This window comes from Hyphomonas chukchiensis (assembly GCF_000682695.1).
Taxonomy (GTDB): domain Bacteria; phylum Pseudomonadota; class Alphaproteobacteria; order Caulobacterales; family Hyphomonadaceae; genus Hyphomonas; species Hyphomonas chukchiensis.
This window is the reverse complement of record NZ_AWFG01000085.1, coordinates 77827-100631: the sequence shown is the minus strand read 5'-3', so window position 1 is coordinate 100631 and position 22805 is coordinate 77827. Positions and strand designations below refer to the sequence as shown.

The 22805-nt window shown below is 62.7% G+C and carries 25 protein-coding genes; 9 read left to right on the top strand and 16 right to left on the bottom strand.

Annotated elements, in window-relative coordinates:
- Positions 1-6 precede the first annotated feature (6 nt).
- Positions 7-885 carry a LysR family transcriptional regulator gene (locus HY30_RS17995; protein WP_034744295.1) on the bottom strand — a complete coding sequence of 293 codons (879 nt, stop codon included), beginning with the start codon at positions 883-885 and terminating at the stop codon, positions 7-9.
- Positions 886-992: 107 nt separating this feature from the next.
- Here HY30_RS17995 and HY30_RS17990 point away from each other — a divergent pair, with 107 nt between their 5' ends.
- From HY30_RS17990 to mmsB, 3 genes are read left to right on the top strand one after another with little or no spacing between them, the layout of a single operon-like run.
- The gene (locus HY30_RS17990) at positions 993-2489 is read left to right on the top strand and encodes a CoA-acylating methylmalonate-semialdehyde dehydrogenase (protein ID WP_034744293.1); all 1497 of its coding nucleotides are present in this window, start codon (positions 993-995) and stop codon (positions 2487-2489) included.
- A 5-nt stretch (positions 2490-2494) separates the two neighbouring features.
- Positions 2495-3271 (top strand): enoyl-CoA hydratase-related protein, encoded by a 777-nt coding sequence (locus tag HY30_RS17985; RefSeq protein ID WP_034744291.1) that lies wholly within the window; start codon positions 2495-2497, stop codon positions 3269-3271.
- An 8-nt stretch (positions 3272-3279) separates the two neighbouring features.
- Positions 3280-4170 carry a 3-hydroxyisobutyrate dehydrogenase gene (gene mmsB, locus HY30_RS17980; RefSeq protein ID WP_034744289.1) on the top strand — a complete coding sequence of 297 codons (891 nt, stop codon included), beginning with the start codon at positions 3280-3282 and terminating at the stop codon, positions 4168-4170.
- Here mmsB and HY30_RS17975 read toward each other — a convergent pair.
- The 6 genes from HY30_RS17975 to HY30_RS17950 form a co-directional block, all read right to left on the bottom strand.
- Complete coding sequence (locus HY30_RS17975) at positions 4167-4964, bottom strand: crotonase/enoyl-CoA hydratase family protein (protein ID WP_034744287.1); 798 nt, start codon at positions 4962-4964, stop codon at positions 4167-4169. The genes mmsB and HY30_RS17975 overlap by 4 nt on opposite strands.
- Positions 4965-5026: 62 nt before the next feature.
- Positions 5027-5821, bottom strand: a complete 795-nt coding sequence (locus HY30_RS17970) for a TIGR03084 family metal-binding protein (protein WP_034744284.1) — start codon at positions 5819-5821, stop codon at positions 5027-5029.
- Between the two features lie 131 nt (positions 5822-5952).
- Entirely contained in the window at positions 5953-6402 is a 450-nt protein-coding gene (gene rpiB / locus HY30_RS17965) for a ribose 5-phosphate isomerase B (RefSeq protein ID WP_034744281.1), read from the bottom strand.
- A 24-nt stretch (positions 6403-6426) separates the two neighbouring features.
- On the bottom strand, positions 6427-7989 hold the full coding sequence (guaA, locus tag HY30_RS17960; RefSeq protein WP_034744278.1) for a glutamine-hydrolyzing GMP synthase: 1563 nt from the start codon (positions 7987-7989) through the stop codon (positions 6427-6429).
- A gap of 126 nt (positions 7990-8115) precedes the next feature.
- Positions 8116-8574: a hypothetical protein gene (locus HY30_RS17955; RefSeq protein ID WP_034744275.1), complete on the bottom strand. Its 459-nt coding sequence runs from the start codon at positions 8572-8574 to the stop codon at positions 8116-8118.
- Entirely contained in the window at positions 8571-9878 is a 1308-nt protein-coding gene (locus HY30_RS17950) for an RsmB/NOP family class I SAM-dependent RNA methyltransferase (protein WP_034744272.1), read from the bottom strand. Before HY30_RS17950 ends, HY30_RS17955 begins: the two co-directional genes overlap by 4 nt.
- A gap of 124 nt (positions 9879-10002) precedes the next feature.
- Between HY30_RS17950 and HY30_RS17945 the strand changes: the two genes are divergently transcribed.
- Positions 10003-10305, top strand: a complete 303-nt coding sequence (locus tag HY30_RS17945) for a DUF1330 domain-containing protein (RefSeq protein ID WP_034744269.1) — start codon at positions 10003-10005, stop codon at positions 10303-10305.
- Positions 10306-10310: 5 nt separating this feature from the next.
- Here the strand turns inward: HY30_RS17945 and HY30_RS17940 are convergent, their stop codons facing one another.
- Positions 10311-11222 (bottom strand): NAD(P)/FAD-dependent oxidoreductase, encoded by a 912-nt coding sequence (locus tag HY30_RS17940; RefSeq protein WP_034744266.1) that lies wholly within the window; start codon positions 11220-11222, stop codon positions 10311-10313.
- A gap of 167 nt (positions 11223-11389) precedes the next feature.
- On the opposite strand from HY30_RS17940, the gene HY30_RS17935 reads away from it, so the two are divergent.
- Positions 11390-11992 (top strand): GNAT family N-acetyltransferase, encoded by a 603-nt coding sequence (locus tag HY30_RS17935; RefSeq protein ID WP_034744263.1) that lies wholly within the window; start codon positions 11390-11392, stop codon positions 11990-11992.
- Between the two features lie 339 nt (positions 11993-12331).
- On the opposite strand, the gene guaB is transcribed toward HY30_RS17935, so the two are convergent.
- Positions 12332-13789 (bottom strand): IMP dehydrogenase, encoded by a 1458-nt coding sequence (gene guaB / locus HY30_RS17925; protein ID WP_034744257.1) that lies wholly within the window; start codon positions 13787-13789, stop codon positions 12332-12334.
- Between the two features lie 254 nt (positions 13790-14043).
- Between guaB and HY30_RS17920 the strand changes: the two genes are divergently transcribed.
- On the top strand, positions 14044-15369 hold the full coding sequence (locus HY30_RS17920) for a serine hydrolase domain-containing protein (protein WP_051615696.1): 1326 nt from the start codon (positions 14044-14046) through the stop codon (positions 15367-15369).
- Positions 15370-15380: 11 nt separating this feature from the next.
- Here the strand turns inward: HY30_RS17920 and HY30_RS17915 are convergent, their stop codons facing one another.
- Both HY30_RS17915 and HY30_RS17910 read right to left on the bottom strand, forming a co-directional pair.
- Positions 15381-15803, bottom strand: coding sequence for a hypothetical protein (locus HY30_RS17915; RefSeq protein WP_034744254.1), 423 nt, complete (start codon positions 15801-15803; stop codon positions 15381-15383).
- Positions 15800-16210 (bottom strand): GFA family protein, encoded by a 411-nt coding sequence (locus tag HY30_RS17910; protein WP_034744252.1) that lies wholly within the window; start codon positions 16208-16210, stop codon positions 15800-15802. The genes HY30_RS17915 and HY30_RS17910 overlap by 4 nt, the downstream gene beginning before the upstream one ends.
- Before the next feature lie 141 nt (positions 16211-16351).
- On the opposite strand from HY30_RS17910, the gene HY30_RS17905 reads away from it, so the two are divergent.
- Positions 16352-16645, top strand: a complete 294-nt coding sequence (locus tag HY30_RS17905) for a dodecin family protein (protein ID WP_081812359.1) — start codon at positions 16352-16354, stop codon at positions 16643-16645.
- 72 nt (positions 16646-16717) lie between these two features.
- A complete protein-coding gene (locus tag HY30_RS17900) occupies positions 16718-16927 on the top strand; it encodes a dodecin (RefSeq protein ID WP_034744249.1) in 210 nt (69 codons plus the stop codon).
- Positions 16928-16935: 8 nt separating this feature from the next.
- Here the strand turns inward: HY30_RS17900 and HY30_RS17895 are convergent, their stop codons facing one another.
- Together HY30_RS17895 and HY30_RS17890 are read right to left on the bottom strand one after the other, a co-directional pair.
- Positions 16936-17640 carry an RlmE family RNA methyltransferase gene (locus HY30_RS17895; protein ID WP_034744246.1) on the bottom strand — a complete coding sequence of 235 codons (705 nt, stop codon included), beginning with the start codon at positions 17638-17640 and terminating at the stop codon, positions 16936-16938.
- A complete protein-coding gene (locus HY30_RS17890) occupies positions 17630-18763 on the bottom strand; it encodes a Ppx/GppA phosphatase family protein (RefSeq protein WP_051615702.1) in 1134 nt (377 codons plus the stop codon). Before HY30_RS17890 ends, HY30_RS17895 begins: the two co-directional genes overlap by 11 nt.
- 173 nt (positions 18764-18936) lie before the next feature.
- Between HY30_RS17890 and hspQ the strand changes: the two genes are divergently transcribed.
- Entirely contained in the window at positions 18937-19266 is a 330-nt protein-coding gene (hspQ, locus tag HY30_RS20610; protein WP_034744386.1) for a heat shock protein HspQ, read from the top strand.
- A gap of 19 nt (positions 19267-19285) precedes the next feature.
- Here hspQ and HY30_RS17880 read toward each other — a convergent pair whose 3' ends face one another.
- The 3 genes from HY30_RS17880 to rfaE2 all read right to left on the bottom strand — a co-directional run bounded on the left by HY30_RS17880 (position 19286) and on the right by rfaE2 (position 22781).
- Entirely contained in the window at positions 19286-21061 is a 1776-nt protein-coding gene (locus tag HY30_RS17880; protein ID WP_034744244.1) for an SLC13 family permease, read from the bottom strand.
- Positions 21062-21138: 77 nt separating this feature from the next.
- Positions 21139-21318, bottom strand: coding sequence for a hypothetical protein (locus HY30_RS17875; RefSeq protein WP_034744241.1), 180 nt, complete (start codon positions 21316-21318; stop codon positions 21139-21141).
- Positions 21315-22781 (bottom strand): D-glycero-beta-D-manno-heptose 1-phosphate adenylyltransferase, encoded by a 1467-nt coding sequence (rfaE2, locus tag HY30_RS17870; protein ID WP_051615692.1) that lies wholly within the window; start codon positions 22779-22781, stop codon positions 21315-21317. Before rfaE2 ends, HY30_RS17875 begins: the two co-directional genes overlap by 4 nt.
- Between the last annotated feature and the right edge of the window lie 24 nt (positions 22782-22805).

Here is a 22805-nt window from a genome sequence, read left to right as displayed (position 1 = left end):
CGCGGATCAGAACTCTGCCTGACGCTGTTTCACCAAGTCAGCGAGATAATCAGACAGGACCCTGATCCGCGCCAGCGAGGCCACGTCCTCGTGCACGGCAAGCCAGAACGACCGTTTGACCTCAATCTCGTCAGTGAGAACCGGCACGAGTTCTGCGTGCCGTGAGGCAATGAATTTCGGCAGGATGCAGAGCCCCGCACCGGCCCGCGTCATTTCTGTCTGCGCAATGATGCTCGGGCTTGAGAGCGCGTGATGAAGCCCCGGTAGCACGTCGTCGAAATACCGCAGCTGCGGCGAATAGATAAGATCGTCGACGTAACCGATCAGTTTGTGGGAGCCGAGTTCGTCGATGGAATTGATCGGCGGATGCGCGGCGAGATAGGCTTCGCTTGCATACAGCTGGAGTGAATAGTCGGTCAGCTTGCGCACCTTCAGCCGCCCCGCCTTCGGCCGCGTCAGCAGCACCGACATGTCGGCCTCCCGCTTCGGAACGCTGACGAGACCTGACAGCGCGATAAGGTCAATCGCGATGCCTGGCCACTCCGCCACGAAATCCGCAAGCGCCGGCGCCACAAAGGCCGTGCCGAAACCCTCCGTCACGCCGAGCCGCACCTTACCGATCAGCGACCGTTCGCCCTCCCCGGACTCGCCGACGGCCAGGGCCAGTGCCTCCATGGCTTCCACCCTTGCCGCGAGTGCCTCGCCCTCCGGCGTCAGCACATGCCCCCGCCGCGTGCGCTCGAACAGCGTCTGGCCGACGTCCGATTCCAGTCGCCGCAGTCTCCGGCTCAGCGTCGTCGGATCCTGCTGCAGCAGAGCCGCCGCAAGATCGAGCTTCTGCTGCCGGCTCACCACGAGGAAAAGTTTCAGGTCATCCCAGTTCATCAAAATCTACCTGCATAAACGCAGGCACAAGCTGCAATTATGTACATTTACCAGACTATACACGGGTCTTAGACTGGCCAAATCAGAAGACAAAGGGAATTCAACGCATGCGCGACGTCCACCATTTCATCGACGGCAAACAGGTTGCCGGCACATCGGGCCGCTACGGCGACATCTACAATCCGAACACCGGTGAGGTTCAGGCGCGCGTGCAGCTGGCGACGGAAGCCGAACTCGACGCCGCCGTGCAGAGCGCGCAGGCCGCCTTCTTCGGCTGGTCCACGACCAATCCCCAGCGCCGCGCCCGTGTCATGTTCGAATTCAAGCGCTTGCTCGAGGCCAATATCAACGAACTCGCCGAGCTGCTCTCCTCCGAACATGGCAAGGTCGTCGCGGACTCCAAGGGTGACGTTCAGCGCGGTATCGACGTCGTCGAATTCGCCTGCGGCATCCCGCATCTGCAGAAAGGCGAATATACGGAAGGCGCAGGTCCCGGCATCGACGTCTACTCGATGCGCCAGCCGCTCGGCGTCGTCGCCGGCATCACGCCCTTCAACTTCCCCGCCATGATCCCCTGCTGGATGTCTGCCGTCGCCATTGCCTGCGGCAACACATTCATCCTCAAGCCTTCCGAGAAAGACCCGTCAGTCCCCCTTCGCCTTGCCGAACTCTTCATGGAAGCGGGCGCGCCAGCTGGCGTCCTCAACTGCGTGCACGGCGACAAGGTTTCCGTCGACGCCATCCTCAAGCACTCCGACATCAAGGCCGTCAGCTTCGTCGGCTCATCGGACATCGCGCAATATGTCTACAGCCTTGGCACCAGCCACGGCAAACGGGTCCAGGCCATGGGCGGCGCCAAGAACCACGGCATCATCATGCCCGACTGCAACATGGAACAGGCCGTCAAGGACATCGTCGGCGCGGCCTATGGCTCGGCCGGTGAGCGCTGCATGGCGCTCCCCGTCGCGGTCACCGTCGGCAAGAAGACAGGCGACGAGTTCGTCGAACGCATGCTCGACGCCGCGCGCGGCCTCACGGTCGGCATCTCCACCGATGCTGACGCCCATTACGGCCCCGTCGTCTCCGCGGCCCACAAGGCCAAGATCGAATCCTACATCCAGATGGGCGTCGATGAAGGCGCAGACCTCCTGATGGACGGCCGTGGCCACACGTTGCAGGGCCACGAAAATGGCTTCTTCGTCGGTCCCTCCCTGTTCGACAATGTGAAGCCCCACATGCAGTCCTACAAGGAAGAGATCTTCGGCCCCGTGCTTCAGGTCGTGCGCGCTGAAACACTGGAAGAGGCTGCCGCCCTGCCCTCAAACCACCAGTACGGAAACGGCTGCGCGATCTTCACGTCCAACGGGCGCGCCGCGCGCGAGTTCGCTGCGCAGGTCAATGTCGGCATGGTCGGCATCAACGTGCCGATCCCGGTGCCGGTGAGCTATCACACGTTTGGCGGCTGGAAGCGCTCGGCCTTCGGCGACACCAACCAGCACGGCCCCGAAGGCGTCCGTTTCTGGACAAAGATCAAGACAGTTACCCAAAGATGGCCGGAAGGTGATATCGGAGACCAGGCATTCATCATTCCGACAATGGGGTAATTATCATGGCAAATTTCGACACGATCACCTTTGAGCACAAAGGGCGCGTCGCCCTCGTCACGCTGAACCGGCCGGAAAGCCTCAATGCGCTGAACCAGCAAGTCATGGCCGAGGTCGCAACGCTATTTGCCGAGATCGACCGCAACCGGGATATCGCCGTCACCGTGCTCACCGGCGAGGGCCGCGCCTTCGCTGCCGGGGCCGACATCAAGGAGATGCAGCCGCAGGGCTTCTCCGACATGTATGTCGAGGACTATTTCGCTGGCTGGGACCGTTTCGCCGCCTGCCGCAAGCCCGTCATCGCCGCCGTCAATGGATTTGCCCTCGGCGGCGGCTGCGAGCTGGCCATGATGTGCGACCTGATCATCGCTTCCGAAAAAGCAAAGTTCGGCCAGCCCGAAATCAAGCTCGGCGTGACGCCGGGCATGGGCGGCTCGGTCCGCCTCACCAAGGCTGTCGGCAAGGCCAAGGCCATGGACATGGTCCTGACCGGTCGCATGATCGACGCCGCGGAGGCTGACCGCATCGGCCTCGTCTCCCGCGTTGTGCCGCATGACGAACTGATGAGCACTGCCATGGAGGTCGCCAACACCATCGGCACCTATTCCCTGCCCTCGATCATGGCCGCCAAGGAAATGGTCGGCCGCGCGCTCGAAATGCCCACAACGGAAGGCGTACGCTTCGAGCGCCGCCTCTTCCAGGGCCTTTTCGGCACGCATGATCAGAAGGAAGGCATGGAAGCCTTCACCGCAAAACGCGACCCGAAATTCACGGATCGCTAGGAGTTCAAATGACACGCATTGCATTCATCGGCCTTGGCAACATGGGCGCTGGCATGTGCGCCAACCTCGCCAAGGCAGGCCACACCGTCCGCGCGTTCGACCTGAGCAAGGACGCCATCGCCAAGGCGGAAGCGTCCGGCGCCAAGGGCGCAGCCAGCGTGGCCGACGCTGTCGCTGACGCAGAAGTCGTTGTCTCCATGCTCCCCGCCGGCAAGCACGTGCTCAGCGTCTATTTCGGCCCGGATGGCGTCGCCGCCAATGCGCCAAAGGACACACTCTTCCTCGATTGTTCCACAATCGCTGTCGAGGATGCCCGCGAAGCTGCCCGCCAAGCCGAGGCTGCTGGCTTCAGCATGGTCGACGCGCCCGTCTCCGGCGGCACAGCTGGCGCCGAGGCTGGCACGCTCACCTTCATGTGCGGCGGCCATGATGACGGATTCGCCCGCGCCAAGCCGCTCCTTGAAAAAATGGGCAAGAACATCTTCCATGCGGGCGCCAGCGGCAATGGTCAGGCGGCCAAGATCGCCAACAACATGCTGCTCGGCATCTCGATGATCGCCACATCGGAAGCATTCAACCTGGCTGACAAGCTCGGCCTCGACGCGCAGACCTTTTTCGACATCTCGTCCACGGCGTCGGGCCAGTGCTGGTCGATGACCTCCTACTGCCCTGCCCCCGGTCCGGTGCCGACGTCGCCCGCTAATCGCGACTATAAGCCCGGATTCGCCGTCGCCATGATGCTGAAGGATCTCCACCTCGCAGCCGATGCCGCCCGCGCCGCCGGCGCCGACATCCGGCTCGGCGAGATGGCCGAAACCATCTATGCTAGGCTGGATGAAAAAGGCTTCGGCGGTCTCGACTTCTCCGGCGTCATCAAGGACGTGCGCGGCGAAATCTAGCGGCCCTTGAACTCGGGCTTGCGCTTTTCGAGGATCGCGTTGACGCCTTCGATATGATCTTCGGTCTCGTGCATCAGCGCTTGTGCCGAGGCCGAAAGTTCCATGATCGTATCATAGGATGCCATGTTCGCCTGGCGCATCAGCGTCTTCGCAAGGCGCAGGGCCTGCGGCGGCTGCTGCGCGATACGCTCGGCCAGTTTCATTGCCTCATCCATCAGCTGGTCTGCCGGATAGATTTCCGACACGAGACCCCATTCCTTCGCCGTCGCCGCATCAATCACATCGCCGGTGAACAGAAGCTGCGCTGCACGTGAGGCGCCGATCAGGCGCGGCAGCAGCCAGGCCCCGCCATCACCCGGGATCAGGCCCAGCTTCAGGAATGTCACGCCCAGCTTCGCATGGTCAGCTGCGAGGCGGATATCCGCCATGCACGCCACGTCACAGCCAAGGCCGATGGCCGGTCCGTTGATGGCCGAAATCAGCGGCACTTCCATATTGTAGAGTGACTTCACGATGACATGGATATTGTCGCGATACCCGCTCCGTACGTCATAGGGCGAGCCGCCAAACGCGCCGGACCGTTCCTTCATCGCCTTCACATCACCGCCAGCCGAAAACGCGCGCCCTGCGCCTGTCAGCACGGCGCAGCGGATCGAGGCATCCGCCACGACTTCGGCGCACACGGCGGCAACAGCCGGGCCATCGCCCGCCTGCCCCAGCGCATTCATCATGTCCGGGCGGTTGAGCGTCAGAACGGCAATCGGGCCGCGTTTTTCGAGAAGGAGGATCGACATGTCTTTCAGGTCCCTTGGTTTCTTGCTTTGTCCGCTGTGCTGGCAGGCAGCGCCGCATTTGTCTACTGCTGCGGCGTCATCGTGTGACGCACGCCCGGTGCAGGCGGGTTCTCCGGCGCGCCTGCAAAGCACTGGGCAAAGCCCATCCATTGCATTGCCACCGGCCCCGTCACCTTCAGCTGCGTATCTGCAATATTGCGTGTCTGCGTCACCACCTGTGCAAACTCATCAGCCCGGCCCTCGATGCGCTCTGCCTCGCTTGGCTCGCCATAGGTCCATACTTCGCCAGATGGCGTCGTCAGCGACACAAACGGCATGGGCTCCGGCACATCCAGCTTCCGGTTCCGGAATGTCCAGCCGAACGTATTGATGCCCAGAACGACGATATTGCGGATACGATCTGCGTTCTCCCGCACGACGCCCAACTGGTCATACACTTCCTGCCCATGCGCCCATGTCTCCATCAGCCGCGCCGTGATCGACGACCGCGCGCTCATGTCCGGCCCGGCCCATTTCAGACGCGCCTTGGGATCAGCCATCGCAAATACGTCGGCGGTCCTCTCGGCCTGAACCATCCACCGCGCGACCAGCGCCGGCCCTGATGCGCCATTCACATGTGCCGCCTCGACAGGCCGCATGCCGCCTGCGCGCGCGATCTCCTTCATCTGGGCCACGAGTAGCGCTTCGTCATTCAGCTGCAGCCAGGCCATCCAGTTCCAGTAATGCAGGTGGCGCAACACATCATTGATCGTCCAGCCCTTGAACGCGGTCGCCTGCCCGAACGCCGCATCGTCCAGCGGCGCGACCAGCGCATGCAGCGCCTTGCTCTCGTCCAGGAAATCCTGTGCCTGTTCCATACCGTCGCTCCTGTTTTGCCCAGATAAGCCGAGGGCATGTGACAAGGCCAGACTGCCCCGGCGACAGGTCTATCAGTGGAGCTTCAATCAAGAGATGTTCTCAACGGACCGATACCAGCCGCGAGGCGGCGCTAAGCCTCCAGCGCCGAGATCATATCCACGCGCAGCGCATGTCGCCCACCCTCGAACTCCGCGGCCAAGAACGCGTCAACAATATCCAGCGCCAGTCCCTGCCCTACAACGCGTGCGCCGAGGGACAGCATGTTGGCATCATTATGCTCGCGCAGCATTCGCGCCGAGAATGTGTCGGCGCAGACACCGCAACGGATGCCCTTCACCTTGTTCGCGGCCATCATGATCCCCTGCCCGGTGCCGCACAGGACAATGCCCAACTGGCAATCGCCGGATGCAACAAGCCGCGCCGCTGCTGCGCCATGTTCTGGATAATTTGTGCTTTCCGATGTCGTCGGTCCGATATCGACCGCCAGCCAACCCCTGGATGTGACATGCGCGGCAATGGCCTGCCGCAGCTCAATCGCCCCATGGTCGCTGGAAAGGACAATGCGTTTGCTGGCCGTCATCTGGAAATCATCCCGCTCTCAGGCCTATTCCCACTCAATCGTACCCGGCGGCTTGCTTGTCACGTCATATACGACGCGGTTCACGCCCTGCACTTCATTGATGATGCGCGTTGCCACGCGGCCAAGGAAAGCGTGCTCGAACGGATAATAGTCCGCCGTCATGCCGTCCGTAGACGTCACGGCCCGCAGCGCCAGCACGGCCTCATAGGTCCGCACGTCGCCCATAACACCGACCGTATTCACCGGCAGCAGCACGCTGAACGCCTGCCAGATCTCGTCATACAGACCGGCCTTCTTGATCTCGTCTATATAGATGAGGTCGGCCTTGCGCAGCGTATCGGCCTTCTCGCGCGTGATCTCGCCCGGAATGCGGATCGCAAGCCCGGGCCCCGGGAATGGATGGCGCCCGATAAAGCTTTCCGGCAGGCCAAGCTCGCGGCCCAACGCGCGCACTTCGTCCTTGAACAGCTCGCGCAGCGGCTCGACCAGTTTCATGTTCATGCGTTCCGGCAAGCCGCCCACATTGTGGTGGCTCTTGATCGTCACGCTGGGTCCGCCCAGGGCAGACACGCTCTCGATCACGTCCGGATAGAGCGTGCCTTGTGCCAGGAAGTCCGCCCCGCCAATCTTCTTGGCCTCGGTCTCGAACACATCGATGAACAGGCCACCAATGATCTTGCGCTTCTTCTCAGGGTCGGACACGCCAGCGAGCTTTCCTAGGAACAGGTCCGACGCATCAACGTGCACCAGCGGAATATTGTAATGCTCGCGGAACAGGCTCACGACCTGCTCACTCTCGCCATGGCGCATCAGGCCATGATCGACATAGACGCAGGTCAGATGCTCGCCAATGGCCTCATGGATCAGCACGGCCGCCACGGAAGAATCAACGCCGCCCGACAGGCCGCAGATCACCTTGCCCTTGCCGACCTCCGCGCGGATCTTCTCGATGGCCTCGGCGCGATAGGCGGCCATCGTCCAGTCGCCCTTCATGCCGGCCACGCCATGTGTGAAGTTGCGCAGGATCTGGCGCCCATGCGTCGTATGAACGACTTCCGGGTGGAACTGCGTGCCGTAGAACTTGCGCTCAGGGTCCGCGATGATCGCATAAGGCGCGCCCGGCGACTTCGCGATCACGCCGAAGCCCGGCGCCATCTCGGCGACATGGTCACCATGGCTCATCCAGACCTGTTCATGCTCGCCGCTTTCCAGCAGGCCTTCGAGGAACGGGTCATCGACCACTTTTTCGATGAAGGCGCGGCCGAACTCGCGGCTCGTGCCGCCTTCGACCCGTCCGCCCAGCTGGTGCATCATCACCTGCTGGCCGTAGCAGATGCCGAGCACGGGGATGCCCGCCTCAAAAATGGCCATGTCGGCCATCGGGGCCTCGTCCCAATAGACGCTGGAAGGCCCGCCCGACAGAATAACCGCCTGCGGGTCGTAGGTCTCGACAAAGGCCTTGTCGACCTTGTTGAAGGGGTGGATTTCGCAATAGACGCCGCTTTCGCGCAGGCGCCGGGCGATCAGTTGCGTCACCTGGCTGCCGAAGTCGACGATAAGGGCGCGTTCGTGTCTTTGCTCTGTCATGGCGCCGTTTAGCTGAGTCCCGCCCTTTCGGGCAAGCCTCCAGTCGCCGCAAAGCGCGGAATCCCTGCATCAAACCCGCTAAGGGCCCCATTTCGTCCCGTCAGCCGGGCTGGCGGGACGAAATGGCTAGAACTCGCGCGCCTGCGCTGAGCTGATCGGCCTGCCGGCGCTGCTTTCTATCCACCGTGCCAGCCTCAGCGACACGAGTATCCGGATACGCGGCTCAGGCGCTGCCCGCAGCTCGCAGAAGGTCCAGAACAGGAATGTCCGCTCCGCGCGCACGATATCGTCCAACGGTATACCGAGCGGTGGCTGGAACAGGCCGAAGATGAACCAAGGCTTCAGGATCAGCAGGCCGCTGTCGACCGTCACGTTCAGGCAGGCGCGGTAACGCACAAGCCGCCAGCGCGAATAGCCCATCATCGCGCTCTGGAAGCCCCGCGAAACACCCCGTATCTCACCGTGATAGGCATAGTGCTGGCCCAGCCTTTGCCAGCCGGAAACCCGGCCCAGCAGCCAGATCACGCCGCACCACATCGCGATGAACGCGACCGGGAACAGCGTGAGGGCCAGAACGACTGTCATCCCGCGCGGCGCAGAACGGCAAAGAAGAACCCGTCCGTCCCCGCCCGGCGCGGCGTCAGCCGCACGCTGCCGGTCGGCATGCGAAAGCGCTGTACCACATTGGCGCCCTCATCCGTCAGCAGGCCCGAGGCAATCGCCGCCCCGGCCGCGTCTTCCTCGGTGAACTCCGGATGCGCGGCAAGGAACTCCGCCACGCGGTCCTCGTCCTCTTCCATCAGGAAGGAGCAGGTTGCGTAGACCATCCGCCCGCCCGGCTTCACGAATTCGCTCGCCTTGGCGATGATGTCCGTCTGCTCGGCCATGCGCTTTTCCAGCTGGCCCTGCTTGATCCGCCACTTGGAATCAGGCCGGCGGCGCCATGTGCCTGTCCCTGTGCAAGGCGCATCGACGAAGACGCAGTCCATCTGCCCCGTTAGCGTCTCCAGCTGCACCGGCTCGCTCGGGTGCACCAGTTGCACATTGTGCGCGCCGGAACGCTTGAGGCGCGGAATCAGCGCACTGAGGCGCTTGCCGTCAATGTCATAGGCAAAGATCTGCCCCTTGCCCTTCATCTGCGCTGCCAGCGCAATCGTCTTGCCGCCACCGCCGGAACAATAGTCCAGCACTTGCTCACCCGGCTGCGCATTCGCGGCCGCCGCCGCTATCTGGCTGCCCGCATCCTGCACTTCCACCCAGCCCTTGGAATAGGCCGGGATGCTCTCAAGGCTCGTTTCGCGCTCGCTCGGGTCTTTCGCCGGTATATGGAAGGCATTGTGCAGCAGGCGGGACTGCTCGGCCTTGGCGCTCTTCAGCGGCATGGACGCCTTCTCGGCATCCACCTTCAGCGTGTTGACCCGCAGGTCCACGTCCGCGCGCACAGCCATGGCCTGCGCTTCGACCGTCGCTTCCTCGCCGAACACGCGCGCCATCATCGGCGCCATCCATTCCGGATAGTCGCCCTGCACATGCGGCGGCGCGGACGGATCCGGCGCCATTACGAGATGCTCGCGCTCGCTCAGCGTCAGTTTCGAGGGCGCATGCTCCTCGTCCATTGCCGTGTCGATCTGGCGGATATCCCAGCCCCAGGCGAAGGCCAGCGCGCCCAGCACCAGCGCCCGCGGGCTCTCGTCATCCATGCGATAGGCAATCGAGTTGCGCTTGCGCAGCGCATCCAGCACGAGGCCCGACACCCAGGCCCGGTCCTTGCTGCCGGCATAGCGCGCCCGCTTGCCCCAGTCCCGGGCCGCCGACTTCACAGGCTGGTGCCGGTTCAGCACGTCCGTCAGGACATCGATTGCCGCCGAAATCTTACCGCCATTGCGCATTATTCTACCTCATTCTTGATCTGACGGACGCTTTACGCGCGCTTGGCCTCCAAGGAAACCAATAGACACTGGATTGTCTGCATTCTTAGATGGGGGTCAAAGAGGCAGGCGGGGACTGGGCGCCATGACCGTCTATATCGTCGCCCGGATCACGATTTCAGACCGCGAGGCCTGCGGAAAATACGAACAGGGCTTCATGCCGGTGTTCAATCTCTTCGAGGGAAGGATGCTGTCGGTTGATGAATCCCCACACGTCCTCGAAGGCGAATGGACCTGCACGCGCACCGTATTGGCCGCGTTTCCCAGCAAGGACATGGCCCTCGAATGGTACAATTGCGCGGAATACCAAGCCATACTCCCCCACCGCCTTGCAGGCGCCAAGGCTGAGATCGCCATCCTTGCTGGTCTTCCCGCACCGGCGGCCTGACCGCCTCAGCGGCGAGCAATTTCCAGCACGCGCCGCGCCATAGCCCGTCCACTCGCTACCGCATCCGACGCAAGCGCTCCCAGCGCCCAGTCCCCGCCTGCCAGCAGTGTGCCTGCACCATTGGCCACAAAGGGCTGGCCCAGCGGCTGCGCCACCCGCGCATACCGCCAGCGATGCCCCCCCACATAGTCAGGTTCGCCGACAAGCCCTGTCGTCGCCATGAAGGCCTTCAGCAACAGGCTCGCCGCCGAATCCTTGTCCAGCTCAAGATGTGCGGCCGACCACGCGATAGAGGCATGCACGGTCCACCGCTCCGTCGCGATCTGCCCCGGCTTTGACAGCATCGGAATGGCCAGCGCGAGCGGCTCGGGGAGTGTCAGCACGTCCTGCGACAGCCCGCTTGGGGCATCAAAGCCCAGCAACAGGGTCCACAAGGGCGTCATGCGAACATTGGCGATGGCCTCCGCCATCTCCGTCTCATGCACCAGCAAGGCTGCGGCCTGAGGTGACGGCACAGCAAGGATCACGGCGTCGAACCCCGCATGCACGCCGCCTGCGGCGTAGGTCAGACTGAGTCCATCAGCCGTGTCCCCGACACCTGTGATGGTTATCTCGCGCTGCACATTGATGCCCTGCCCCAGATTGCGCGCCAATGTGCTCATGCCCGGTATGCCGATGCCGCGTGCATCATGCGGTCCCTCTGACCAGACACTACCGCCTGCAGCCTGCGCCACATCCACCGGCACGCCCGGCGCACCATGGTCGATCGGTCCGAGCTCGGTCCGGCGCGTGGCCAGACGCCCGCCCAGCCCCCGGCTCTTCTCGAAGACAACAGGGTCCAGGCCGGCCTCCTTGAGGTCCCGCGCTGCGGACAGGCCGGTCAGACCGGCGCCAACGATGGCCACGCGTTGGGTCATGCAATGCTCCTCTCCCTGCTAGAAGCCATCACCTAGACCGCGCCAGACCAATGTCCCGCTTTGTGTACGTTTTTCTTCAGCGCGCGACGGTCGCGCCGCCAAATATGGAAACTAGTCATCGCTATTTGTCTTCCCTATACTCCCGTCAGGCTGAGAGATGGAAAGACATGAAAATCGAACTTCCGGACAATGTGCGCGCCGCAACACAAGCTGACTGGCGACAGCTGGGCGACATCACGGCTGAGGCCTTTTTCGACGACCCGGTGAACAAATGGATCTTCGGCACCAACCGCGCCATCAAGAGCACTTTCACTGTCCTCGCACGCGACATCTACCTGAAGAACGGCCTCTGCTATCTTGCGGGCGATGGCGGCGCGACCATGTGGTCCCAGGGGGATGCGAACCGCAATCCGCCCCTGATGGCGATACTCTCAATCGCAGCTGGCGTCGCGCGCTGGGGTTCCAAAGGTGCCGTTGGCCGCGCCCTCAAGGCGGGCGAAGTGATGGATGCCAACCACCCGCACGAGCCTCACATGTACCTCTTCTCCATCGGCACACGGAAGGCCGCGCGCGGCAAGGGGCTCGGCAAGGCCCTCATCCGCCCCATGCTGGAGGCCTGCGACCGCGACGGCCTGCCCGCCTATCTCGAAAACTCGAACCCCGACAATACCGGCTTCTACATGAGCCACGGCTTCGAACACATGAAATACATCGAAGTCGGCCCCGGCGCCCCGCCCCTGCAAGCGATGTGGCGCAAGCCGAAGGCCTGACCTCTAGGACGGTCATCCTTCGTTTTCTCTCAGATGCGCTCTTGGCCGCAATGCACACAGGCTTTGCGCGGAATGCCGAGGGCCCAGGCTTGTAGCAAATTCCGATTGCCCCAATTCGGATCCTTAGGACCGTGGACCCACCAGACAATGCCGCATTCCTGGCACTTAAGGAAAAGTGCCCAGAAGTAGACTATCATATGGAAGCCAAAGCCTGCCAAGATCGGCCACCATGCTTTCAAGAGCAGTGCCAGAGCCGGTCCAACTACGAGCACGGTAAAACTGCCCGTAGCAACGGCGCCCCAGTATTTTACACGAAGCGGGTCCTTTGACTCCGCCATCCTACCCCCGGCTCACCGAATAGTTCGGTGCTTCGCGCGTCATCATCACATCGTGCACATGGCTCTCGGAGAGGCCAGCGCCCGTGATCTGAACGAACTCGGCCTTCTTGTGCAACTCGTCGATATCCTTGGCGCCGACATAGCCCATGGCCGCGCGCAGGCCGCCGACCATCTGGTGCACGATGGGTCCGATCGGTCCCTTGAACGGCACCTGGCCCTCGATGCCTTCCGGCACGAGTTTCTCGGCTGCCGCGTCCTTCTGGAAGTAACGGTCCGCCGAGCCCCGCGCCATCGCGCCAAGGCTGCCCATGCCGCGATAGGCCTTGTAGCTGCGTCCCTGATACAGGAACACTTCGCCCGGCGCTTCTTCCGTACCGGCAAACATGCTGCCCATCATGGCCGTCGCCGCGCCAGCGGCCAGCGCCTTGGCAAAGTCGCCCGAGAACTTGATGCCGCCATCCGCGATGATCGGAATGCCCGTCTTCGCGCCGATGTTCGCACACTGCTCGATTGCCGTCAGCTGCGGCACGCCTACGCCCGCCACGATCCGCGTCGTGCAGATCGAGCCCGGCCCGATGCCGACTTTCACGGCGTCCGCACCCGCATCAATCAGCGCCTTGGTCGCTTCGGCCGTTGCCACGTTCCCGGCAATGATCTGCACGGAGTTCGAAATCTTCTTCGCCCGGCGCACGGCGTCCGCCACGCTGATCGAATGGCCATGCGCCGTATCGATCACCACCGCATCAACGCCCGCCTCGATCAGCGCCATCGTGCGCTCATAACCGGCATCGCCAACAGTCGAGGCCGCCGCAACGCGCAGGCGCCCGGCCGCATCCTTGGCGGCGTTCGGGTTCACCGCCGCCTTATCCATGTCCTTGACTGTCAGCAGGCCAATGCAGCGCCCGTCATTGTCAACGATCAGCAGGCGCTCGATCCGGTGCTTGTGCAGCAGCGCGCGGGACTCCGACGGCTCGGTGTCCATCTTCACGGTGACGATCTCGCGCGTCATCAGGCTCGCGACGGTCTCGTTCAGGTCCTCAGCAAAGCGCGTGTCGCGGTTCGTGATGATGCCGACAACCTTGCCGTTCTTCTCGACCACCGGAATGCCGGAAAAGCCGGTCCGCTTCTTCAGTTCGCGCAGCTCGCCCAGTGTTGCGGTCGGCGCGATCGTGACGGGATTCATCACCACGCCGCTCTCGTATTTCTTCACCATGGCCACTTCACCGGCCTGTTCCTCGATGGAGAGGTTGCGGTGAATGACGCCAATGCCGCCTGCCTGCGCCATGGCGATGGCGAGGCGCGCCTCGGTCACGGTGTCCATGGCGGCGGAAATAAGGGGGATATTCAGGCTGATGGACTTGGTCAGGAACGTCGAGACGTTCACATCAGCGGGTAAAACCTCGCTCGCGCCGGGCTGCAGAAGCACGTCGTCGAAGGTAATGGCTTGTCGGATTTTCATGTGGGGAGCTCCCTTTTTGGCCTAGTAAGGGAGTCGCAGGGTCTTGTGAAGGGGGTAGTTTCGTCACAATTGCAGAACAATCGCTTTCAGCTGCAATAGACTTTCCACCACCGTCTTTCAGATGGTGCAGCCCTTCAGGAAGGCCTTGCCCGATCTGATAATCCATTGCCGAGGGAATTTGTTCCGCCGCAAGGATTGAAGTCCTCCCCCTTCCCCTTTAGCGAGACAAGCAGAGGTTTTGGGAAGGCCTACACATGAACAAGACAACGCTGCTGCGTATTTGCAGCGGGCTCATTCTCATTATGGTTGCGGCCTGTGGAGCCCAGAAAGCTGCGCCAAAGGCCGATGAGCCAGACCTGGCGCCCCTCGTTGCGGAAGTGCCGAAACCCGATCCGGCCGACTCCTTCTTCGCCCCCGTGCTCGACCAACTGGATGACAGACTCGCAGCGTCCGTGACAAATGACCATGTCGCCAGCCTGTCCTATGCCCTGATCAAGGATGGCCAGCGCGTGCGGAGCGGCTTCTTCGGCAGCCGCACCCTGGATGGCGAAGAGCCCGTCAACGACAAGACCATCTACCGGCTTTCCTCGATGACCAAACCGGTCACGGCCGTTGCCATCCTCATGCTGCAGGAAGATGGCAAACTCGACCTGGACGATCCCATCACCAAATACCTCCCGGAAATGCAGTCGCTGAGAGTTTCCAATTCGCCCGGCAGCAGCAGCAAGCCCGCCATGCATTCCGCGCCTGAGACCCCCACAATTCGCCAGCTCCTCACCCATACGGCGGGCTTTGGTTATGCTTATGGCAACCAGGATTACGTCAATCGCCAGTTCGTGGAGCGGAACGTCCTGACGGCGCCATCCATGGACGAACTGGTTCGCCGGACGGCCGGCATTCCGCTCAAATATGATCCCGGCACGGCCTGGTCCTACTCCATCGCCTCGGATCTTCAGGGCGCCATCATCGAGCGCATCACCGGCCAGTCCCTCGGCGACTTCATGCAGGCGCGCATCTTTGGTCCGCTCAATATGACGGATACGGCCTTTGCCGTCAGCGCCGCGCAAAAGGATCGGCTGGCGGATGCGACGGCCTGGACGCCTGACACTCCGATCCACCGGGTCGACGGCCCGCTGGCAACGATGGACCGCGCCAGCATACCGGTTGACCTGGGCGGCCAGGGGCTTCTCTCGACACTTGCAGACTATGAACGGTTTGCGCTTATGCTGCTCAACGAGGGCACGCTGGACGGGCAGACATTGCTGAAACCGGAATCGGTCACCCTGCTGCGCACCAATGCACTCCCTGTGGTCGATCCGGCCTCGCCGCGCACCTTCTTCAAGCGCAAGGCCGGTACCGGCTACGGGTTTGGCGTCGGCGTCGTGACGGATACGATCCAGTCCGGCCTGGCTGCGCCCGAGGGCACTTACTACTGGGACGGTGCAAGCGGCACATGGTTCTGGATCGATCCGAAGAACCACGTGATATTCATCGGCCTCCAGCAGAACTTCTCACCGGCAGGCGTCAACAGGCGCCCGTCGGCCATGCGCAGCGTCTATCACGCCATCTATAGCGACTAGTCTCTGCCGGCTCAGTCCACGCAGATCGCGTACTGTGCCACACCGTCATTGACCTCTGTATAGCAACCGAACGGGCTATCGTCGGCCTGGCAGACGCCATCCTCGGTCGGCTGGCCCATGTCATCATCCGAGTCGGCAGACAGCAGGCAACGCCCCTCGCAATCCTCCGAGCCCTTGCAGGCCTTGCCGGCATCCGCATAGGGCTGGACGCACTGGTCATAACCCAGCATGCCGCCCGGCCCGACAATGCCACCAGCCGCTTCGCATTTCGCGCGCTCCGCTTGGGTGGCCCGCTTGTCGTCCAACCATATCTTCTCGTGCCCGGTCGCCGCCGCCGGGGCCGGGGCATCACTTGCCGCGCCCATATCGGCGCCGTCCATGCCCGTACAGGCGCCCACCGTCGCCAGCGCGGTTGCCGCCAGCAGGGCCCTCATTGGCCCGGTGCCTTGTCGAACACGGGAATGCCCTCGGGTTTCGCATGGAAGGGCTGGGCGTCACACATGTAAATGGCCATCTGCGGGCTGCCAAAGTCCGCCGGATTGTCGAGCGTGCCCGCCTTCAACAGGAAGGCGCCCGGCAAATTCGGGCTTTCCGACCACAAGGACGTCCCGCAGGTCGCACAAAAAGAGCGCGTCACAGGCGTTTCGATATCGCTTCTTGTATAGGTTGCGGGCTTGCCAGCGGTCACCTTGAACGCCGTCGCCGGTACGCCGAACACCATGTTTGGCTGCCCGCCGGAGTAATATTGGCACTCCCGGCAATGGCACTGTCCCTTGAAAATTGTATCGCCATCAACCTCAAAGCGCACTGCGCCACAATAGCACCCACCCTTGGCTTTCATGCTGCTCTCCCTTTTCTGTTCATTCTACTGTGACGCCGTTGGTTAACGACTTCAAGACACTCCCAAATGGAACGATTGGCATGCCCAGTGCATAGACCCAATGGAGGGATAAATGCGTACTGGAACTGAAAGGAGACTTGTTTGGCATCGCCCACCTACACCACGCGCCAGATCACAGGCACGTCCGATATTTCAGTCGATGACGCGATTGCACGCGCCCTTAGCGTTGCCCGCCAGCGTTTCAGCGAACCTGACTGGTTCGATGTCGTCACCGCGCGCGGCTACCTGAGCAACGGGAACGTTTCGCATTATCAGGTCACGCTGGATCTCGGTTATGCCAAAGAGCGCGGCACGCTGGATGACGACCGCTATTTCACAGCCGCCTGTTCCGGTCGCAAATCCGAGCTCTATCACACGGTCGATCTGCGTCTCTAACGCTTGGTTCCCGAAAGTTACGGAACATTCCGTCTGCTCAGACGATTGGTCTCCACAACAAGGAGGACCACAATGTCAGCAGACACCTACGCCATCACCAAGATCGTTGGCACATCGAAAACATCCATCGAAGACGCCATTGACGGCGCCCTTGCCACTGCCAGCAAAACGCTGCGCAGCCTCGACTGGTTCGACGTCACCTCCACGCGTGGCTTCATCGAGAACGGCAAGGTCAAATACTATCAGGTGACAATCGAACTCGGCTTCAAATACGAAGGCTGACATTCGGCCTAGGCGCGAAAGCCCTTGGCAATCACGAAAATCTCAGGGCTGCCCGCACGACTTGCGGGCGGCTTTATATGTTTCACGGTCTTGAAGTTCGCCTTCAGCATGTCGAGCACATCCTTCGTCGTGCCGCCCTGGAAGACTTTCGAACAAAAGCTCCCGCCCGGTGCCAGATGTTCGACGGCAAAAGCCGCTGCCATCTCGACCAGCGCCACCGTCCGCAAGTGGTCTGTCTGCTTGTGACCCGTCGTATTCGCCGCCATGTCTGACAGCACCAGATCAGGCTTTCCCGTCAGGCCTTTCAGCATGCGCGCCACATCGTCCGGCTCATTGACGTCGCCCTGAATGATATGCGCGCCCTCGACAGGATCGACCGGCAGGAGATCAATCCCGACCACTTCCAGCGCGCCCTTTGCCACAGCCACCTGCAGCCAGCCACCCGGCGCGCAGCCGAGGTCGACAATGCGCTGGCCTCGCTTCAGCAGGCCGATCTTCGTATCTATTTCGAGCAGCTTGTACGCCGCGCGCGCCCGGAAGCCTTCGTCCTTGGCTTTGCGCACATAGGGATCCGCCAGCTGGCGCTCGAGCCACTTCTTCGAACTGTCGCTCTTGGCATGGTGCGCATGTATCTTGCGCTCGCCTGTCTGGCGTCCGGAAGACCCTTCCTTGCCGGTCGGTCCCTTCCAGCGGCGCTTCTCTTCATCCGCCATCTTGTGTGCCCTTCTGATCCTCAGCGCCGGCCCGTGCCTGTGAAGGCTTGCGCCCCCGCCGTCCGCGCCGACGCGGTTTCGGCTTCTTGGGCCCATACATCATCGACAGCAACAGGCCTTCGCGCAGGCCCCTGTCCGCCACGCGTAGCCGGCCCGTCGGACAGGCCTCCCACACCGCATCGACAATCGCGCAGCCTGACAGCATCAGTCCGGCGCGCTCATCGCCAATGGTCGGCAATTTCATGCGGCCTTCCATGCCGACATCCCGCAGCAGCTTGATCGCGGCCAGGCCATCCGCCTGACTCAGCCATGTTCCGTCCACCTTGTCACGGCGATAGCGGTCGAGCTTCAGGTGCACACCAGCCAGGCAGGTCACCGTGCCGGACGTGCCGATCATGTGCGCTTCCGATTCCGCCATTGCCTCACGTACGGCCGCGATGCCCGGCCAGCTGGCAATCGTCTGCCGCGCATGGTCCAGCATCAACGGATAGGCTTCCACTTCGTCCAGATGCGCAAAGGCCTCCGACAGCGTAACCACACCCAGCGGCAGGCTCGTCCAGTCGAGGATCGGCGCGCGTTCCAGGAGGCCCTTGAACCCGTTCTCGCGCGCGGCGCGGGCGTCGACCCATGACAGCTCCGTCGAACCGCCCCCGATATCCACGACAAGCACGGACGCGGCGTTCGGCTCGATCAGGTCATGGCAGCCGATCGTCGCCAGCCGCGCTTCTTCCTTGGCCCCGATGATCTTGAAGGTCAGGCCTGTCTCTTTATGCACACGGCGAATGAAGTCGGCACCATTGGCCGCCTTGCGGCAGGCCTCGGTCGCGATGCAGCGCACCCGGCCGACGCCATGCTGTTTCAGCTTCTTGCGGATATTCTGCAAGGCGTCGATGGCCCGTTCAATCGCGGCCTCGGACAGGCGCCCGGTCTCGTGCAGGCCCTCGCCCAGACGGGCGATCTGGGAATGCGAATCGACCACGCGAAATGTCTTCCCCCGTGGTTCAGCGACCAGCAGGCGGCAATTATTTGTTCCAAGGTCGACGGCCGCAAAAAGCGGTGCCGTCTTTCCGTTGCGCTGGGCGCCTCGCTTTTCGCGGGTACCGGGCGCTTTTTTATCAGCCATGGTGTGGCCCAAATTGATGACTTGAGGCATTGTTATCACAGGAGTGGGAAATGGCTAGTGGACCAAACTTCTTCTCGTGGTTGAAAAACCCGTTCAGGCGTCGGCGCAGGAAAGCGCAGACAAAACCCCTGCTATTGATCAATCCGATTGACGGAAATCGTAGATACAACGCCATATCCAGGCACAATGCCAAGTTCCAGATAGGCCAGGTCGTCCGCCATCGCATGTTTCCCTTCAGGGGCGTAATCTTCGATGTGGACCCGCAATTCGCCAATACGGCGGAATGGTATGAGTCGATCCCCGAGGAAGTCCGCCCCCGCAAGGACCAGCCCTTCTACCACCTCTTCGCCGAGAATGAGCGCACCCATTACGTCGCCTACGTCTCCGAACAGAACCTCCTGCCGGACGATTCCGAGACCCCGCTGACCCATCCCGAAATCCACGAATGGTTCACGCTGACAGGCCGGGGCACTTATGAACTGAAGAAGGGCGTCGCCAACTAGGCCTCGCCCGCGCGCCCGCTCACACCAGGTAGAAGAAATAGATCGCGACACTCGTCGCCACGCCCACGATCAGGTTCATGGGCACGCCGATCTTCAGGAAGTCCGAGAACCGGTAATTGCCCGCGGCGTGCACGATCGTGTTCGTCTGGTAGCCGATGGGCGAGGCAAAGCTCGCGCTCGCCCCGAACATCACCGCCACGACCAGCGCGCGCGGATCGATGCCCAATTGCGTGCCGATCGCGATCACCAGCGGCGTCATGATCACCGCCACCGCCGCATTCGTCACGACTTCCGTCAGCACCGAAGTCAACAGGTAGACCATCAGCACTAGCCAGAACGGCGACGCCGTCACCAGCACAGGCTGCAACGCGCTGACCAGTGCCTCGACACCTCCCGCGGATTGAAGACCCGCCCCCACCATCAGCATCGCTATGATCAGCGTCAGCACACCGGCATCCATCGCCTCGAACGCATCGTTCAGCGTCAGGCAGCCAAAAGCCAGCACCGCGCCCACGCCAATCAGCGATGTGATCAGCAGCGGCACGCCAAACACGGCCGACGACAGGATCACCGCGATGAGGATGGCAATCGCCAGCGGCCCACGCTTGCGGCGGAACGGCTCCACCTTGAGCGAGGTGTCGACCACCAGCGCGCCTGAGGCCGCAAGGTCGCGCAGCTCGCCGGGTGTGCCGTCAATGATCATACGGTCCCCGGCTTTAAGACGCGCACTGGCAAGGTCCGGCCCCGGCAGGCTGCCAAAGCGGGTCAGCCCGCGCACGGTGACGGCATGCCGCGAGAGGTAGGTCATTTCCGAAATCCGCCGCCCGATATTGGGGTCATTCGGCGTCACCGTGGCCTGAGCGTGTTCCTCTGCCCCGCCATCCAGCTGCCGCAGCTTGATGCCGATCCGGAACAGGCCGGAATCCACCATGGTCAGCAATTCCTGCAGGTCCGCACGCAGCGTGATCCGGTCCCCGGCTTTCAGCACGGAGTCTTCATCCCCCACGGCCAGTCGCCGGTTACCGCGGAACAGTGAAATGACGTTGATGCCCTTCTTCGCGAGTTCCGGCACCTCCGAAACCAGCTTTCCCACTGCCGGAGCCTCCTCGCGAACATACACATCCGTCAGGTAGGAGGAATCCAGCGCCGGCCGCGCCACATCGCCTTCTGATCGCGGCAGCAACAGCCAGCCAAGTCCCAGCAGGATGGCGATGCCCGAGGCGAACGTCACAAGGCCAATCGGCGTGATCTCGAAAATCCCGAACGGCTCCAGCCCGTTTTCCTGCGCCACACCAGCCACCAGAAGGTTTGTCGATGTCCCGATCAGCGTACAGGTGCCCGCCAGGATCGAGATATAGGACAAGGGGATCAGTAGCTTCTTCTCGGAAATCTTCAGCCGCTGCGACAACTCGATCACGATGGGCAGGAGGATGACCACCACCGCCGTATTGTTCACGAAGGCCGATGCCACCGACACAATCGTGCCCAGCAGCAACAGGGCCCCGACAGCCGACTTGTCCGCCACTTGCAGCACGGAGGCCGCCATTGCATCCAGCACGCCCGTGCGGCGCAGGGAGGCGGCGAGGATGAACATCGCCCCAATCGTGATCGGCGCGCTGTTTGAGAAGGCGGACAGCGCCCCCGCCTCGTCCAGATAGCCGAGCACGAGAAACGCCGCCGCTCCCACCATGGCCATGGCGGCCGCCGGCAAGCGCTCGAGGAAGAAGCCGACAAACATCAGCAGGAGAATGGAAAGTGAAATCAGCGCGGAGTGGTCGGTCAAAAAGGCCTGCATTCATGTATCCCGCTGTCAGTGGTGAGGTTCATACGCGTAGCTGCCCCGCGAGTTGCCTCACATACCGCGCGATCGTGTCAGCTTGACGGCCCCAGGTCCGTTCCCTCGATCAGCGCGATCACGGCGTCCCAGTGCGCCAGCGCCTCGACATCGCCCTGCGCCGCCACTTCAGCGGCCCGCAGCGTTGCGATCACGGCGGCATCCTCGCCATACTGGCGCATCAATTGTCCGGCGGTGCTGGCGGCTGTCTCGCTCATTCGGCTTGCGCATTCGCGCGTGCAATGGCCGCCGTCGTCGACTGGCCGTCCACCAGCGGCACGATATGCACCGTCCCGCCCCGCGCCAGCACGATATCGGCGCCGACAATCGTGTCGATGGAATAGTCCCCGCCCTTGACCAGAAGATCAGGCTGAAGCGCCTCGATCAGCGCCAGCGGCGTATCCTCGTCGAACACGACAACCGCATCCACGGCTGTCAGGCCGGACAGCACCCGCGCCCGCGAGACCTCATCATTCACCGGCCGCGTCGGCCCCTTCAGGCGCTTCACCGAGGCATCCGAATTCAGCCCGACGACCAGCCGCCCGCACCGCGCCTTGGCTTCCTCCAGCACACGCAGATGGCCCGGATGCAGGATGTCGAAACAGCCATTGGTAAAGCCGACGGTCAGGTGCGCATCGCGCCAGACCTCAACCTGATCCTTCAAGGTCTCCAGCGGCACATGTGACACGCCGCCATTGCGCAGGCCCATCTGCAGCGCCTGGTTCAGCTCGCTCGCTGCCACGGTCGCCGTGCCCGACTTGCCAACGGCTATGCCCGACGCCGCAATCGCCAGCGACACCGCCTCTTCCAGCGTGCCGCCCGCTGCGAGGCCGAGCGCCAGCGCGGCAATGCTCGTGTCGCCTGCGCCGGACACATCATACACTTCGCGCGCCTCGCCCGAGCGATGCATGACCTCGCCGCCCTGCGTGGCGAACGACATGCCCTTGGCAGCCCGCGTCACCACAATGGCTTTGGCCGGCAGAATGCTTAGCGCCTGTCCCAGCGCTTCGGCGGCATCGCGGTCGGTCTCCACCGGCAGGCCCATGGCCTGGCTCAGCTCCATCGCATTCGGCTTCAGCACGTCCACCGCCCCATAGCGCGCAAAATCGAGCCCCTTCGGATCGGCAATCACCGGAATGCCATGCGCGCGGCCTGCCGCAATCGCCGCCTCGATCACGCCCGGCGTCACGGCGCCCTTGGCATAGTCGGACAGGATAATGAGGCTCGCATCCTTCGCCGCGTCTTCCAGCGAGACGACAAGATCGGCCTCCGTCGAGAGGTCAATCGCCTGCGTATCCTCGGCATCCACGCGCAACAGCTGCTGCCCGCCCGCCACAAAACGCGTCTTCAGCGTCGTCGGACGGTCGCGCATGACGATCAGGTCAGCTTCAACCCCGTCAATCTGCCCCAGCAATTCGGCCAGCGCGCGGCCTTCGGCATCGTCACCCACCACGCCGATCAGCGAAGTCTGCATGCCCAGAGTCGACAGGTTACGGCCCACATTGCCCGCGCCGCCCGGCATCGCCGCTTCCCGCGTCCGCCGCATGATCGGCACCGGCGCTTCAGGCGAAATACGGGCCACATGGCCATAGACAAACCGGTCGAGCATCACATCGCCGACGCAAACAACGCGTTTGCCGGCCGCCGCGCGGACCAGTGCCATGAGTGCGCCGGTATCCATCAGCAATTGCCCGCCATGCTGGGT

Excerpts from the sequence above, each read along its gene's own strand:
- HY30_RS17995 (WP_034744295.1), bottom strand. The coding sequence starts at position 885 with ATGAACTGGGATGACCTGAAACTTTTCCTCGTGGTGAGCCGGCAGCAG.
- HY30_RS17990 (WP_034744293.1), top strand. The coding sequence starts at position 993 with ATGCGCGACGTCCACCATTTCATCGACGGCAAACAGGTTGCCGGCACA.
- HY30_RS17985 (WP_034744291.1), top strand. The coding sequence starts at position 2,495 with ATGGCAAATTTCGACACGATCACCTTTGAGCACAAAGGGCGCGTCGCC.
- mmsB (WP_034744289.1), top strand. The coding sequence starts at position 3,280 with ATGACACGCATTGCATTCATCGGCCTTGGCAACATGGGCGCTGGCATG.
- HY30_RS17975 (WP_034744287.1), bottom strand. The coding sequence starts at position 4,964 with ATGTCGATCCTCCTTCTCGAAAAACGCGGCCCGATTGCCGTTCTGACG.
- HY30_RS17970 (WP_034744284.1), bottom strand. The coding sequence starts at position 5,821 with ATGGAACAGGCACAGGATTTCCTGGACGAGAGCAAGGCGCTGCATGCG.
- rpiB (WP_034744281.1), bottom strand. The coding sequence starts at position 6,402 with ATGACGGCCAGCAAACGCATTGTCCTTTCCAGCGACCATGGGGCGATT.
- guaA (WP_034744278.1), bottom strand. The coding sequence starts at position 7,989 with ATGACAGAGCAAAGACACGAACGCGCCCTTATCGTCGACTTCGGCAGC.
- HY30_RS17955 (WP_034744275.1), bottom strand. The coding sequence starts at position 8,574 with ATGACAGTCGTTCTGGCCCTCACGCTGTTCCCGGTCGCGTTCATCGCG.
- HY30_RS17950 (WP_034744272.1), bottom strand. The coding sequence starts at position 9,878 with ATGCGCAATGGCGGTAAGATTTCGGCGGCAATCGATGTCCTGACGGAC.
- HY30_RS17945 (WP_034744269.1), top strand. The coding sequence starts at position 10,003 with ATGACCGTCTATATCGTCGCCCGGATCACGATTTCAGACCGCGAGGCC.
- HY30_RS17940 (WP_034744266.1), bottom strand. The coding sequence starts at position 11,222 with ATGACCCAACGCGTGGCCATCGTTGGCGCCGGTCTGACCGGCCTGTCC.
- HY30_RS17935 (WP_034744263.1), top strand. The coding sequence starts at position 11,390 with ATGAAAATCGAACTTCCGGACAATGTGCGCGCCGCAACACAAGCTGAC.
- guaB (WP_034744257.1), bottom strand. The coding sequence starts at position 13,789 with ATGAAAATCCGACAAGCCATTACCTTCGACGACGTGCTTCTGCAGCCC.
- HY30_RS17920 (WP_051615696.1), top strand. The coding sequence starts at position 14,044 with ATGAACAAGACAACGCTGCTGCGTATTTGCAGCGGGCTCATTCTCATT.
- HY30_RS17915 (WP_034744254.1), bottom strand. The coding sequence starts at position 15,803 with ATGAGGGCCCTGCTGGCGGCAACCGCGCTGGCGACGGTGGGCGCCTGT.
- HY30_RS17910 (WP_034744252.1), bottom strand. The coding sequence starts at position 16,210 with ATGAAAGCCAAGGGTGGGTGCTATTGTGGCGCAGTGCGCTTTGAGGTT.
- HY30_RS17900 (WP_034744249.1), top strand. The coding sequence starts at position 16,718 with ATGTCAGCAGACACCTACGCCATCACCAAGATCGTTGGCACATCGAAA.
- HY30_RS17895 (WP_034744246.1), bottom strand. The coding sequence starts at position 17,640 with ATGGCGGATGAAGAGAAGCGCCGCTGGAAGGGACCGACCGGCAAGGAA.
- HY30_RS17890 (WP_051615702.1), bottom strand. The coding sequence starts at position 18,763 with ATGGCTGATAAAAAAGCGCCCGGTACCCGCGAAAAGCGAGGCGCCCAG.
- HY30_RS17880 (WP_034744244.1), bottom strand. The coding sequence starts at position 21,061 with ATGCAGGCCTTTTTGACCGACCACTCCGCGCTGATTTCACTTTCCATT.
- HY30_RS17875 (WP_034744241.1), bottom strand. The coding sequence starts at position 21,318 with ATGAGCGAGACAGCCGCCAGCACCGCCGGACAATTGATGCGCCAGTAT.
- rfaE2 (WP_051615692.1), bottom strand. The coding sequence starts at position 22,781 with ATGGATACCGGCGCACTCATGGCACTGGTCCGCGCGGCGGCCGGCAAA.